The organism is Curvibacter sp. EU05-FHT14A10, assembly GCF_058791075.1.
The window spans coordinates 127,682-141,428 of sequence record NZ_JBYTDE010000014.1 but is presented as its reverse complement, the minus strand read 5'-3'; the positions used below and the strand labels follow the sequence as shown (position 1 = coordinate 141,428).

General features: G+C 57.2%; 11 protein-coding genes and 1 pseudogene. 8 read left to right on the top strand and 4 right to left on the bottom strand.

Annotation, left to right across the window (positions count from 1 at the left end; translation table 11 throughout):
* Positions 1-502: Kelch repeat-containing protein (locus AC3WUT_RS23165; protein WP_492349426.1), on the bottom strand; the 502-nt coding region annotated here is incomplete at its 3' end.
* 855 nt (positions 503-1,357) lie between these two features.
* Here AC3WUT_RS23165 and AC3WUT_RS23160 point away from each other — a divergent pair.
* Positions 1,358-1,894: pseudogene (locus AC3WUT_RS23160) on the top strand (EamA/RhaT family transporter); the annotation flags it as partial.
* Positions 1,895-1,961: 67 nt separating this feature from the next.
* Here the strand turns inward: AC3WUT_RS23160 and AC3WUT_RS23155 are convergent.
* The gene (locus AC3WUT_RS23155; protein WP_492349425.1) at positions 1,962-3,371 is read right to left on the bottom strand and encodes a heavy metal sensor histidine kinase; all 1,410 of its coding nucleotides are present in this window, start codon (positions 3,369-3,371) and stop codon (positions 1,962-1,964) included.
* Between the two features lies 1 nt (position 3,372).
* Positions 3,373-4,056 (bottom strand): heavy metal response regulator transcription factor, encoded by a 684-nt coding sequence (locus tag AC3WUT_RS23150; RefSeq protein WP_492349424.1) that lies wholly within the window; start codon positions 4,054-4,056, stop codon positions 3,373-3,375.
* A 476-nt stretch (positions 4,057-4,532) separates the two neighbouring features.
* Between AC3WUT_RS23150 and AC3WUT_RS23145 the strand changes: the two genes are divergently transcribed.
* The 7 genes from AC3WUT_RS23145 to AC3WUT_RS23115 all read left to right on the top strand — a co-directional run bounded on the left by AC3WUT_RS23145 (position 4,533) and on the right by AC3WUT_RS23115 (position 9,641).
* A complete protein-coding gene (locus tag AC3WUT_RS23145; protein ID WP_492349423.1) occupies positions 4,533-5,966 on the top strand; it encodes a TolC family protein in 1,434 nt (477 codons plus the stop codon).
* A 17-nt stretch (positions 5,967-5,983) separates the two neighbouring features.
* Positions 5,984-7,396, top strand: coding sequence for a multicopper oxidase family protein (locus AC3WUT_RS23140; RefSeq protein ID WP_492349422.1), 1,413 nt, complete (start codon positions 5,984-5,986; stop codon positions 7,394-7,396).
* A gap of 27 nt (positions 7,397-7,423) precedes the next feature.
* Positions 7,424-7,915, top strand: a complete 492-nt coding sequence (locus tag AC3WUT_RS23135; protein ID WP_492349421.1) for a cupredoxin domain-containing protein — start codon at positions 7,424-7,426, stop codon at positions 7,913-7,915.
* Between the two features lie 29 nt (positions 7,916-7,944).
* Positions 7,945-8,427 carry a DUF411 domain-containing protein gene (locus AC3WUT_RS23130; protein ID WP_492349420.1) on the top strand — a complete coding sequence of 161 codons (483 nt, stop codon included), beginning with the start codon at positions 7,945-7,947 and terminating at the stop codon, positions 8,425-8,427.
* A 7-nt stretch (positions 8,428-8,434) separates the two neighbouring features.
* On the top strand, positions 8,435-8,779 hold the full coding sequence (locus AC3WUT_RS23125; protein ID WP_492349419.1) for a copper-binding protein: 345 nt from the start codon (positions 8,435-8,437) through the stop codon (positions 8,777-8,779).
* A gap of 87 nt (positions 8,780-8,866) precedes the next feature.
* Positions 8,867-9,334 (top strand): hypothetical protein, encoded by a 468-nt coding sequence (locus AC3WUT_RS23120; RefSeq protein ID WP_492349418.1) that lies wholly within the window; start codon positions 8,867-8,869, stop codon positions 9,332-9,334.
* A 31-nt stretch (positions 9,335-9,365) separates the two neighbouring features.
* The gene (locus AC3WUT_RS23115; RefSeq protein WP_492349417.1) at positions 9,366-9,641 is read left to right on the top strand and encodes a DUF2933 domain-containing protein; all 276 of its coding nucleotides are present in this window, start codon (positions 9,366-9,368) and stop codon (positions 9,639-9,641) included.
* On the opposite strand, the gene AC3WUT_RS23110 is transcribed toward AC3WUT_RS23115, so the two are convergent.
* A complete protein-coding gene (locus AC3WUT_RS23110; protein WP_492349416.1) occupies positions 9,562-13,668 on the bottom strand; it encodes a PAS domain S-box protein in 4,107 nt (1,368 codons plus the stop codon). The genes AC3WUT_RS23115 and AC3WUT_RS23110 overlap by 80 nt on opposite strands.
* Positions 13,669-13,747: the final 79 nt, after the last annotated feature.

Genomic DNA, 13,747 nt, shown 5'->3' with positions numbered 1-13,747 from the left:
GCACCTGGCCTGAGGGCAGCAGGGTCGCTGTGTGTAAATATCGCGCCGTGCTCAGGCTGCCCGCAGCACTCCAGGTCTGGGTCGCCGGGTCGTACAGTTCAGCGCTCGCCATGGGCACCCCGTTGTTATCAAGTCCCCCCACGACCAGCACCTGGCCTGAAGGCAGCAGGGTCGCTGTGTGGTACGCCCGCGCAGTGCTTAAGTTGCCCGCCGCATTCCAAGTCTGGGTTGCGGGGTCGTACAGCTCAGCGCTAGCAAGCGTTCCGCTGTTGCCCTGCCCCCCCACGACCAGCACCTGGCCTGAGGGCAGCAGGGTCGCTGTGTGCGAATATCGCGCCGTGCTCAGGCTGCCCGCAGCACTCCAGGTATCGGTCAACGCGTTAGCTGGGCTCGCGATGCCGAGGAATATCCCCAGTGTCAGTACCGCGATCAAAAAATATCGGACATATTGCCCCCGGCAAAAAAAATTTCTCGCGATAAGACTTATTTTGGTTTCCACCATGATTCCTTCCCCAATTTATGGCTTTTGGTTTTAATTTAATAGCCAGATGCAAAAATTAGAGCTCTTTTATGTATTTTGTTTTTTGGCTTGTGGGCGTTGGCACGCAGGAAGCTGATCTTTGAGCAAGATGCAAAGCTCACCGCGAAAAAATGAAAGACTGTGACCGACGCCTGAAAATCATTTGAAAATAATATCTGAAACCATTGAAACTGGCTCTTTGCAAAAATCAACTTTCTGAAGGCATGCCACCACCCCTAGACGGACCTATTCCACAGCAGCCAGCGGCACGGGTTGAAGGTTGCCGGTTTAGCTAAGGCGATTGAGCGAGGCCTCGACATATCACGCCAAAATCTGGAGACGCGAACGTCTGCTCCGCTGCCCTTTCGGCTAGTCGCTTGACGCAATGCATCTTCATATGCAAAGGGTTTCGCCGTTGATAGCTGTTTCACATATTCAAAATGCTGCGGCACTAGCGGTGCGCGTTATTCGCCTTCAAGGCTGATGCGGGGGACATGCTTCTCTGACTGTTCTTTGCATCTTTCGCAACATCATGTTCTGGTCGCACGCGAGATAAACTGTGTCAAAAAATACCGCCGTGCGCCATAAAATAACTTCGGTCGAGCCCTTTACGAAAAATAAGGGTCTACACCCGGCTTAGACGTTTGAGGCCTTCGTTAAGTGGTTTTTCATTAACAAGATAAATTCGTGCGGAAGTGTTAGGCCGATTGACCATAACGCTCTTCTGACTCATAATATTGTCTCTGAGCTTGACATGCTGCAATATACGGGCTCGCATGAGCAGTTGTATGTCCCCAATATTGGGGACATACAGTCGTGGGGGCCATAGCGGCCTAGGGCCTAGACAACACGCTGTCCCGCACACTGGCCGAGCGTGATCCAGGGCAAGTGGTGTTGGCCAAGTCCGTTCTCGGTGTGGCCGTGACGCTCACGACTGGCGAGCCCCTTCCCTCGATGTCGCCAGCCCTGGGCCTGCTGGCTCTGGGAGCCAGCGCTTACGGGTTGAGCCTTCGCTTCTACCTGCTTGCGCAGCGCACCTTCGAAACAGCTCGTACTGGATCGGTGTTTGCCTTTGCGCCCTTCATCGGTGCTGCCGTCGCGATGCTGCTCGGTGATCGATCAGGTGGCTGGGCCATGCTGGGAGGTGGAGGCCTGATGCTGCTGGGCGTACTTGTCCACTTGATGGAGTCTCATCAACATGAGCACATCCATGCCGCCCTGCAACATGAACATGCCCATACGCGTGACGACAGTCATCATGACCACACTCATGAGGTCATGCCTGTAGTCCCTCACGGCCATTTGCACCACCATGATCCATTGCGGCACAGCTATGCCCACGTGCCAGACGTCCATCACTTTCATCGGCACTGAGTACTTCAACACACATTTCAATCAAGGCGATTTTTTGGACTATTTGGGCCAGGCAAAAAGCTGTCGTTCAATTCAATTGGAGTCGTCTGGCATCGTTTGATTGCGGAAATCTCAAAGTGAATCGAGTTTTCCCCTGCGCCGAGCTGGCCTCGGCCGTACCACCATGTGCTTCGACAATAGCCCTGGTAATCGAGAGCCCCAACCCAGCTCCATCCGATGCAATCCGAGCGCGCGCAGGGTCGGCTCGATAGAAGCGATCGAACAAGCGAGGTAAAACATCTTGGTCGATGTCTTGACCAGAGTTTTCCACTGCGACTTCGATGAAGTTTTCAGATGGTGTGATGAGAACTTGTACCTCGCTGCCATCTGTAGCGTATCTCAGCGCATTCGACAGAAGGTTGCTGATACCTCTTCGAAACATCAATGGGTCACCGAGAATTTCTCCGTGTCCCGTGAAGTTCAATCGAATATGCCGCTCCTCTGCGACCGCCTCATAGAACTCAAGCAAGGCCTCAATTTCATGACCTGCGGAGAACCGTGTCTTGTGGGGCAGGTCTACACCCCGCTCGGTCTTCGCCAGAAACAGCATGTCAGACACCGTCCGCGCCAACCTTTGCAACTCCTCAGCATTGGAGGCCAAGATGTCGCGATAGGTGGCGGCGTCCCGACCCGAAGAGAGGATGACTTGTGTTTGGGTGAGCAAGTTGGTGATCGGGGTGCGCAGCTCATGGGCCAAGTCCGAAGCAAATTCCTGTAGCCGCACGAAGTCACTTTGCAGTCTGTCGAGCATCCGATTCAATTCGCTGGCCAGTTCGGCCATCTCCACCGGTACCGCCTCAACTGACATGCGCTCATTCAGTTGCTGTCCATTCACTCCCGCGGCTCTGACCTTCATGGCGCGCAGCGGTGCAAGTCCATGGTGCGCCGCGAGCCAGCCGAGCAGGCCGCTGATCAATGTGGCAGCAACGGCGTAGATGATCAGTCTTAAACGCAAATCAGCTAGAAACTGGGCATGGTGGGCTGTGTCCATTGCAATCGTCACATTGAGAGTGCTGCCCGTTCTGTATCCAGTATTTGCCTCGAATCGGAATGCATGGAGTTCGCGCTCGTTTGTGGACCAAAATTGCAAAGCGGGTTCACCCTTGGGGCCTTTCTGCACGCGCTGCCCCCCTTCAGGTGCAGTAAACCCCACTGTCTTGAACAGTGGTGCACCGTTGTCGCCCATCACCTCCACATAGAGCCCCTGGTGATGATCAAGAGCTTCGTTTAACCTCCAACGGGCATCCTCATCCGAATTCGCGTTGGAGAGTACTTCTTCGATCAGCCCCTTCTTGTCCAGCAACGTCACCCGATCCAGCTCCAGGAAATGTTGATCTGCAGATGCCAAGAACAGCCCGCCGAGACCTAATACAAGAATGGCCGCCACGCCAGTGAAGAAAAAGGTCAGGCGGCTCGTGAGCGACAGTCCACGAACCATGTCAGTTGTCCTCCGGGATCTCAAGCACATACCCCATCCCGCGCACGGTCTGAATGAGCTTGGACTCGTGTCCCTCATCAATTTTTGTGCGCAGGCGGCGCACAGCCACCTCAATCACATTGGTATCGCTATCGAAGTTCATATCCCACACCTGGGAGGCAATCAAGGATCTGGGCAACACCTCACCTTGACGCCTCATCAAAAGCTCCAACAAGCCAAACTCCTTGGCCGTTAGATCAATTCGCTTGCCTGCACGTGAGACGCGTCGGCGCAATAAGTCGAGCTCAAGGTCAGCCACCTTCAAGGTGGTGGCCTCTACCCCGTTGCGGCCTCGGCGCAAGATGGTTCTTACGCGAGCCAGCAATTCAGCGAACGAAAAGGGTTTGACAAGGTAATCATCGGCCCCAAGTTCCAATCCTTTGACGCGGTCTTCAACCTGATCCCGCGCCGTGAGGAACATTGCAGGCATCGCTTGGCCGCGCTGACGCATCCGCTGAAGGACCTCCCAACCATTGAGGCCTGGGAGCATGACATCCAGGATCACCATGTCGTAAACGTGCTCTCCGGCCAAATGCAAACCGTCGATTCCATCCTTCGCCAAATCGACGACGAACCCGGCCTCGCTCAGGCCCTGTTGCAAGTATTCGCCGGTCTTGGCCTCATCTTCAACGATCAAAATTTTCACAACTCGCGCTCCAATTGCTGCGTCCGCGCCAGTGTGCCCGCGATTGGTGAACCTGACCGTTAGATAACAAACTTGTAATCTGATCGAACGGTTTCTGACAGGTGCCGCTCTTCAGAATGGCCTCCGTGTTTTGAGTGATCACCACGAGGAGCCTTGTTCATGCCATTTCACTCCGTCAGGCCTGGGTTACCCCTGGCGCTGGCAATGCTCGCAAGCGCGGCAGCCGCCCAGGCGCCGAGCACAGCCCTGACCACAGAATCCCCACCCGTCTTGTCTCAGGCCCTGCAGTATCGCTCTGCGATCGGTGCCTATCAGACCTATGCCGACCAATCCATCCAACCTTGGCGCGAAGCAAACGATCGTGTCCAACGAATCGGTGGATGGCGCACGTATGCGAAGGAAGTCTCGGACAAGGCACCTGTCAATACCGAGCCAAAGTCTGATGCACTAGGTGGCACGCATGGGGAGGTCAAACCATGAGTCGGACATCCGTCGTTCTTCACGCCCGAAAGGTCGCAGTTCTGGCAGTAGCTGCGGCTCTGTCCGGATGCGCCAGTGTGTCGTTGGAGAAAAATCTGGATCGAGTCAACGCTGAAGCCGTTGGCTTCACTGAAGGCAATTTGTCACTAGCCCAGACAAAGGAAGAGCGCGATCAACGTTTGGATGCCTCGGCCAGATTGTTGGCGAGCCCATTGGGACAAAAGGAGGCCGTCAGACTTGCGTTGGTCAACAGCCCCGCGCTGCAGGCGTTGTTGGCTCAAGGTTGGGCTGATTCGGCATCAGCCGCACAGAGCGGCCGGATTTCCAATCCCATTTTCGCCTTTGAGAGATTGACTGCGGGCGGTGACCTTGAGGTGAATCGGGCCTTGTCCTTTGGGTTGCTGGACGTCCTGACCTTACCCGCTCGGCAAGGCATTGCTCAACGTCGCATCGAACAATCCCAATTGCGTTTGACCGGTGACGTGATTGATCACGTTACCAAGGTTCGGCAGGCCTGGGTGCGCGCAGTGGCAAGCCAGCAAAACTTGGAGTACGCACAGCAGGTGTTTGAAAGCGCCGAGGCAAGTGCTGAGTTGGCTAGGCGCATGCAATCCGTGGGGAACTACAACCGCATTGCCCGCGCTCGTGAGCAGGCCTTCTACGCAGATGCAGCGGCCCGCTTGGCCTCTACCAGTCACGACGTCATATCGAGTCGAGAAGAACTTATCCGACTTTTGGGGCTTGACGAGGCTCAGGCGCAGCTGCTGCAGCTGCCTGAGCGTTTGCCTGACTTACCAAAAGAGCCGCTGGACCCCAGCACGGTTGGTCAGTTGGCCGGCAAGGCACGGTTGGATATCAGGTTGGCTCAGAGCGTCTTTGAGGCATCTGGAAAGTCGCAGGGGCTGAGCACCGTAACCACCTTGACGGACATCGAAATGACAGCGCGGCGAAACACCAAGTGGGACAGTGCGGCTGGTTCCCGGTCAGACCAGCGTGGGTACGAAATCGGCATTCGACTTCCTATCTTCGATTGGGGGGGAATGCAGCGGGATGCTTGGAACGCCAGAACACTCGCGGCAGCCAACCAACTGGAGGCCACGATCCGATCAGTCGGTTCAGGCTTGCGCGAGAGCTACTCGGCTTATCGAACGGCCTACGACATCGCCACGCATTTTCGGGATGAAGCGGTCCCTGTTCGCAAGGTGATTTCGGAAGAAAACCAGCTTCGCTACAACGGCATGATCATCGGCGTTTTCGAGCTACTGGCTGACGCCCGCGATCAGGTCAGTACCGTCGTCGGAGCCATCAACGCCGAACAGCAGTTCTGGCTTGCCGACGCCGCACTTCAGGCCACCTTAATTGGCCGCCCCACCAACACTTCCCTGTCTGTATCGAGCAGCGCGTCCAGCAGCGGCGGCGCGGGGCATTGATCACGAGGGCAACATCAATGACATCTCGACGCGAATTCTTCAAGTACGCAGGCCTGACAGGCGGCGCCGTTGCGGCAGCCTCTGTCAGTCGTGTGGCCATGGCTGCCTTGCCAGAGCCGATCATTCAAAGCTCGGCGCAAACCATGGCGCCCTTGGTGCCCAACAGTGGCAGACCCTACAACCCTGTGGTCACTCTGAACGGATGGACCTTGCCCTGGCGCATGAACCAGGGTGTCAAGGAGTTCCACCTGGTCGCAGAACCCGTGGTGCGCGAAATGGCCCCTGGCTTCAAAGCCCATCTGTGGGGTTACAACGGTCAAAGCCCAGGGCCCACGATCGAGGTCGTCGAAGGGGACCGGATTCGGATCTTTGTCACCAACAAATTGCCCGAGCATCATGCTGTTCATTGGCATGGCCAGCGGCTGCCGAACGGCATGGACGGAGTGGCTGGACTGACTCAACCCTCCATTCCGCCAGGAAAAACCTTCGTTTATGAATTCGTTGCTCGTCGGCCTGGCACGTTCATGTACCACCCCCATGCTGATGAGATGGTCCAAATGGCCATGGGCATGTACGGCCTCTGGGTGACACACCCTAAAGCTAAGCACCCGCTCATTGAGGAGGTGCAGCGCGATTTCTGCTTCTTGCTGAACGCTTTTGACATCGATCCTGGCAGTTACACCCCCAAGACGATGACGATGCTGGACTTCAATCTGTGGGCTTGGAACAGCCGTGTCTTCCCAGGCATCGACTCACTCAATGTCCGGCTCAATGACAAGGTGCGCATACGGGTCGGCAACCTCACGATGACGAATCATCCCATCCACTTGCACGGGCATGAGTTTCTCATCACCGGAACGGACGGCGGCCCAACGCCGGCCCACACACGCTGGTATGAGGTCACAACCGACGTGGCTGTAGGCCAAATGCGGCAGATTGAATTCGTGGCCGACGAAGAAGGCGATTGGTCTTTTCATTGCCACAAGAGCCACCACACCATGAACGCAATGGGGCACAACGTTCCCAACCTGATTGGAGTTGACCACCGGGGGCTTGCCAAGAAGATCAACAAGCTGATCCCTGACTACATGGTCATGGGGGAGCGTGGCATGTCGGACATGTCTGAAATGGAGATGCCCATCCCCGACAACACAGCCCCCATGATGACTGGAGAAGGCCCGTTCGGCTCCGTGGAAATGGGGGGCATGTTCAGCGTCTTGAAGGTTCGCAAGGACCAAAAGCCGGGTGACTACAAGGACCCAGGATGGTTCAAACACCCGCCTGGAACTGTGGCCCACGAGTACACAGGACCTTTGGCCGAGCCATCACGGTTCAGCGCTGAAGGCGGTCAATCGATGCCGCTGGCTCAAAAGCCGGCTGCGGCCACTGAAGTTCAAGTGCGCAAGCCCGCTTCCCACAGTGGTCACTGAACCACCTCATATCCCTCAGGAGAAAAAATGAAAACCCACCGCAACGTTCGCTATCTCGTTTTGGCTGCTTCGCTCGCCTTGTTTGGAACTGCCCATGCCAGCGGCAACCACGCGGGTGGACATGCTCATGGATCGGAAGAGTCCGCAATTGGTCGGCCAGGCAGCGCTGACAAAGTCAGTCGCACAGTCACCGTTGAGATGGCGGACACCATGCGCTTTTCACCGGCGGACCTTCAAGTCAAACAGGGCGAAACCTTGCGCTTCATTGTGAAGAACGCGGGCCAAGTCAAACACGAGCTGAGTTTGGGAACTCAACACGAACTTCTCGAACACCTGGAGTTGATGAAGAAGTTCCCGGACATGGAGCATGACGAGCCGAGCAAAGTCACGGTGGCTCCAGGTCAGCAAGGGGAAATCATCTGGGAATTCACAAAGGCTGGAACTGTGAACTTCGCGTGTCTGATGCCCGGGCACTATGAGGCCGGCATGAAGGGCGCCATCAAGGTCTCAAAAAAGTGAAATCCAGATCAAGGCAAGGCGATATCACCATGACTGATCAGAACCTCTCATGCTTGATCACACGGCGCTCGCTGATGTTGGGCGTGGCCGCCTTCGGTGGCATATCAGGCGTCAAAGCCGCACCACCTCTGTCGCACCAAATGCAGGTTTGGAAAGATCCGAATTGCGGCTGCTGCAAGGATTGGGTCGGCACGGTCGAGAAGAGTGGCTTTCGCGTCACTGTCCTAGATCAAGGGAACAACACGGTCAGGGCCTGTCTGGGCATGCCTCATAAGTACGCCTCATGCCATACCGCGACAGTCAATGGCTACGTGATTGAGGGACATGTACCTGTCGCGGACATCCTGCGCCTTCTCAAGGAGCGGACCGCTGTGCTTGGCTTAGCGGTGCCAGGCATGCCCATTGGCTCTCCTGGGATGGATGGTCCCACTTACGGCGGGCGTCGAGATGCCTTCCAGGTCTTGCTGGTCCAAAAAGATGGATCGGCGCAAACGTTCACCAACTATTCGTGAAGACACCATGAACATCATCACCAAATTCGCTTCGCTCTCCGCCATGGTGCTGAGCAGCATTTTTTCGATCAGCAGCTTTGCCCAGGTTGCAACGGATCCCAGCAAGATGGCCATGGCTCAGATCTCGCCGGCCTTGACCGATGGCGAGATCAAAAAGGTCGATCCAGACACAGGCAAGGTCACGATCAAGCACGGCGATATCAAACACTTGGATATGCCAGGCATGACCATGGTGTTCACAGCCAAGGACAAGAGCTTGCTGACTAATGTCAAGTCCGGCGACAAGGTCAAGTTTATGGTGGTGAATGAGGGCGGAAAACTGATTGTCACCGACCTCCAGCCAGCCCGGTAACACGCTCTGTCTGGGCATTTTCTGCTCACTCAGTTTTGTTGACCAAAGACCATCTCAGATCACCCCTACACAGAAATGGAGTAAGCCATGACCAACTATTACAAATCGCTGATTGGACTCTGCATCGTCGCTGCCTCGATGGCCGCGTCAGCGCAAAGCGCTGATGAGCACAAGGGTCACCACCCAGAAAGGACCTCTGATGCCCCTGCAATAGCGCAAAAGCCTAAGGCAGGGGGCATGGACGTCGGTAGCATGGGGATGATGCAGGAGCAGCACATGAAAGCCATGCAGGCCATGCACGAGAAGATGGTCGCGGCAAAGACGCTAGAAGAGCGGCAAGCCCTCATGGCAGAGCATATGAAGTTGATGCAAGACGGGATGGCCATGATGAAGCAAATGAGTGGTGGAAAGTCCGGCATGGGGGGCATGGCCTCCGGCAAGACCAAAGGTGTTGGCCAGATGGACCATCAGAAGATGATGGAAAAGCGCATGGACATGATGGAGTCCATGATGCAAATGATGATGGATCGCATGCCTGCGGAACCCGCAAAGTAAGCCTCGCTTTCGAGTTCTCTGGGGATTCACCATGAACCATGATCACGAGGGGCACGACAAGCCCCCAAGCTTTTGGGCTTCGCGCTACGCCATCGGTTATTTAGTCATTGGTGGCGTGGCAGCGTACTTTCTTCTCACGGAGCATCTAGCGCATGCCATTGGCTCGCTGCCGTCCTCCTCATACACCGACTTCCACCAACTGCCGTGCCAAGCACCCCGCGATCGGCTCAGTCTGAAGAATACTGTGCCGAGAGCCAGGCCAGCAGGGTTTCGTAAAGCATCGGGGGATTCACTGGCTTGGCAATGAAGTCGCTCATGCCAGCGTCCAGGCAGCGGGCCTTGTCCTCTGCGAAGGCATTGGCGGTCATGGCCACGATGGGCGTGTGGTGGTAGCCAGGAAGCTGCCTGATCTGGCGTGTGGCTTGCAGACCGTCCAGAATGGGCATCTGCATGTCCATCAAGATTAAGTCATAGACCTTGGCCTGGGCCATTCGTACGGCGATCTCGCCATTTTCGGCCTGATCGGCCTGTAGACCTACATCACTGAGTAGCATGTCCGCAATTTCGCGGTTGATGGGCTCGTCCTCCACTAGCAGGACGCTCTTGTGCGCGTACTCCTGCTTGATCAGCGTCTCGACCTCCCCGATGGGCCGCGCATTAGATTGGTATACGGCCAGCTCGTCCTTGCGCAAACGTGCCGTGAACCAGAAGGTGCTGCCCTGCCCCGGCACACTGCTGACGCCTGCCGAGCCCCCCATCAATTCAGCGATCTTCTTGGTGATGGCCAGGCCCAGGCCTGTGCCGCCATACTTGCGGGACATTGAGCTGTCGGCCTGCTCAAAGGCGCCAAACAACTTGGGCGTGACCTCGGGAGAGATGCCAATGCCCGAGTCCTCCACCTCAAAGCGCAGGAGAACGGTAGCTGCATCCTCATGCACTGATCGGGCCCGAAAAGTCACCTGGCCGCGCTCGGTGAACTTGATAGCATTCGACGCGTAGTTGAGCAATGCCTGCTGTAAGCGGGTGGCGTCACCGCGCAGCCTCTGCGACAGCCAAGTGTTGTCGATGCGCAGGTCCAGCCCCTTTTCCTTGGCCTTCTCACCCAACATAGAGGCCACATTGCCAAGCAGGCTCTGCACGTGGACCGGGCCATCCTCCAGCGATAGCTTGCCCGCCTCGATCTTGGACAGGTCCAGCACATCGTTGATGACGTCCAGCAGGTGTTTGCCGGAGGCGTCAATGACCGCCAGTTTGGCGTCCTGCTCGGCGCTCACACCCGTTCGGCGCAGCAAATAGACCATGCCGCAAATGGCATTCATCGGGGTGCGTATCTCATGGCTCATGTTGGCCAGGAAGGCACTCTTGGCCACATTGGCCGTTTCAGCCGCCTCTTTTGCCAGCATCAGATCGGCAGTCTGTTGATCGACCAGCTTTTGCAGATGGCTGCGATGCTGCTCCAGTTCGTTCTCGACATGGCGCCGCGCGGTGATGTCGTGCCCGATGCCCAACACACCGATCAATTGCCCCCCGACATCGCGCATGGGTACCTTGGTGGTTTCCAACAGTTCACGATGGCCATCTGAGGCAAACGTGACCTCTTCTTCATTGACCGTGGCGCTGTTCTTCTCCATGGCGTTCTTGTCATTGGTACGGAAGAACTCGGCCAACTCGGCGGGCACGAAATCGAAGTCGGTCTTGCCGAGAATGGCTTCTTCGCTGGCGCCGAAAAAAGCCTCGAAACGGCGGTTGCAGCGCAGATAGACGCCCGCAGCGTCCTTGAGCCAAATCATGTCGGGCAGGGTGTCGATCAAGGTGCGGTACATGGCCCGCTCACGTTCCAGTGCCGTCTCGATGCGTTTGCGTTGCGTGATGTCTCGGGCGATCTTGGAGATACCGATCACTCGCCCTTCGGTGTCATGAATCGGTGAAATAGTGACCGAAACATCAATCAGCGCGCCGTTCTGATGCAGCCGCACCGTTTCATGGTGATTGAACGAGTGATCCATGGCCAGCCGCTCCAGGATGTCGCGCTCTTCGTCGACCCGGTCGGGCGGAAAGATCCGCAAAAGCGATTGGCCGATCATCTCGGTAGCGCTGTAACCAAAAATGGCCTCGGCCCCAGGGTTCCAACTGGTGACGCGACCATCCAGGGACTTGCTGATGATGGCTTCGTCGGAAGACTGGACGATCTGGCCGAAATGCTGGAGAGCGAGCTCTGACTTCTTGATCGCGGTGATGTCGACGAAGGTTTCCAGGAGCAGTGCCGAGGTACTGGAGGGCAGGTGTGAGCCCGCCAGCATGACAGTCATCGTCTTGCCCACTCGAGTGTGGACTTCTGCTTCAATGGGCTCAAACCGCCCGGCTCCAGCCTGCGAAGCCGCCAGGTGCGCTTCCCAACGAGCCTGCACCCGACTGCGGTACTCGGGGTCAGGAAAGGCTTTTTCAAGCCAGTGCTGGACCGTGGGAATGTCTGCGCAGTCGTAACCAAAAGTCTGAACAAACGACTGGTTCAGGTAGCTGACCTGATGGTTGGCATCTATCAAGGCCATGGGAATAGGCGCGGCATCAATCACGCCCTTGAACTGAGCAACTGACTCACGCAACTCATTTTGCAGTCGCACATGATCGGTGATGTCCTGCACGGTGCCGCGCAAGGCCACGATGCAGCCTTGCCCGTCCACATCGGCCTCGCCTCGCACCGTCACCCACAGCGGGCCGCCACCGTCGTTGTTGATCCGGGCATCGCAGGCAAAGGCCAAGCCGTCGCGGCGACAGGCTTCGATGGCTTTGGCCAGTAGTCCCCAGTCGGCAGCGGCAAACAAGCGCTGGATGTCCGGAAACGAGATCGGTGCCCCTCCGGGCTGCTGGCCACAAAACCGATACACATCGGCGGACCACTCATAGCTGTCATTTACCAAATCCCATCGCCAGTGGCCCAGTTTGGCCAAATGGCTGGCCGCCCGCAGAGAGGCTTCACTGGTACGCAAGCGGGCCTGGGCGGCTTGGCGGTCGCTGATGTCGCGGCAGGCCATGTAGAGGAGATCTATCCCGCCGGACACCATGGGCTTGATGCTGACTTCAGCGTTGAACTCGCTGCCATCCTTGCGCCGGTATCGAGCCTCGAACTGATCTGGCTGGCCCGAAGCCAGAGCCGCCTGCACCGCACGGCGGATGGGGCCCTGCCCGGGTTCGGCCCCCCAGTGGTCCAGCCCCATGCCCAGCAGATCCTGCCGGGTGTAGCCCAACAGCGTACAGAAGGCATCACTGACCTCGATCAGGGTGCCATCGCGGTCCAGGATGTGGACCCCATCGCTGGCGTTCTTGAGTAGGGCCAGCGCGTGATTGCCTTCACGGCGCAAACCAGACAGCATTTTCAACAATACCCAGGTCATCGCCAGCGTGGTGACCAGGAACACCCCGTTCCCGATCACGGTCTGTTGCACCCGGCTTTGCCAGGGCTGCAGATAGTCAGCGTGCGCCAAGCCGACAATCAGGTGGAAGGGCATCGACTTCAGGCGCTGGTAAGTGATCAGGCGTGGATAACCATCAGGCGTCGTCTGAGTGTGGTAAGAAAAACTGCTCTGGCCAGCTTCAATGCCGGCGATCAGAGTCTTGTTGTAAATCGGTGCACCCGCCTGGCCTTCGGGCTGCTGAAGCGCAGGATGGCGGGTGATCAGCTTGAGGTCGGAATCACGCAAGATGACATTGCCATGGGCGCCATACTCGAGTTTGGCCAATTGCTCATGCAGGTAAGACACTGGGAGCGCAATCGAGACCACTCCCGCAAAGGCGCCCTCCGCATCGCGATAGCGACGGGTGACGGGAATGACGGGCACTTTGGCGATCTGCCCCAGCACGGGGTTGTTGATCAAGGTAGCGGTATCGAGCTTGTCCCTCAGGACGGAAAAGAAGCCACGCTCAGCCCAGGAAGCCTGACCCGCGATCACCCCTTGGCCCAACACCAACTGGCCGTGCGCGTCGGATACCCGGATTCGCGCTCCGGGAACCAGGCGACCCTCCTGGCGCTCCAGAAAAGAGTTCAAGCTCGCCACATCCAATGGCCGGTGGCGCGCGGCCTCTTCTTCGAGTCGGTCAACTACCGCGGCCAGCGTGATGTCCACTTTGCCCATGCTGACCGCCAGATTCTCATCCAGTGCGCGGGCCAAGTTACGCCCCTGCATCTCAGCCCGCTGGTGGTAGAGATCACGTTGTTCAGACAGGGTGTAGGTATTAAACAGGATCGCCAGCGCGTTGACCAATGCGACCAGTGCCAGCAAGGCACGCCGAAACCCCCTTTCTTGACCGACAGACAGCGGATTGAAGACAGCGCGCATACCGAAAGTCCTGAGGTTGGCGGTACATGGGAGCATGTACCGCTTTGGAATGTATCCCAGAGCCCGCTCCAATGTGCTG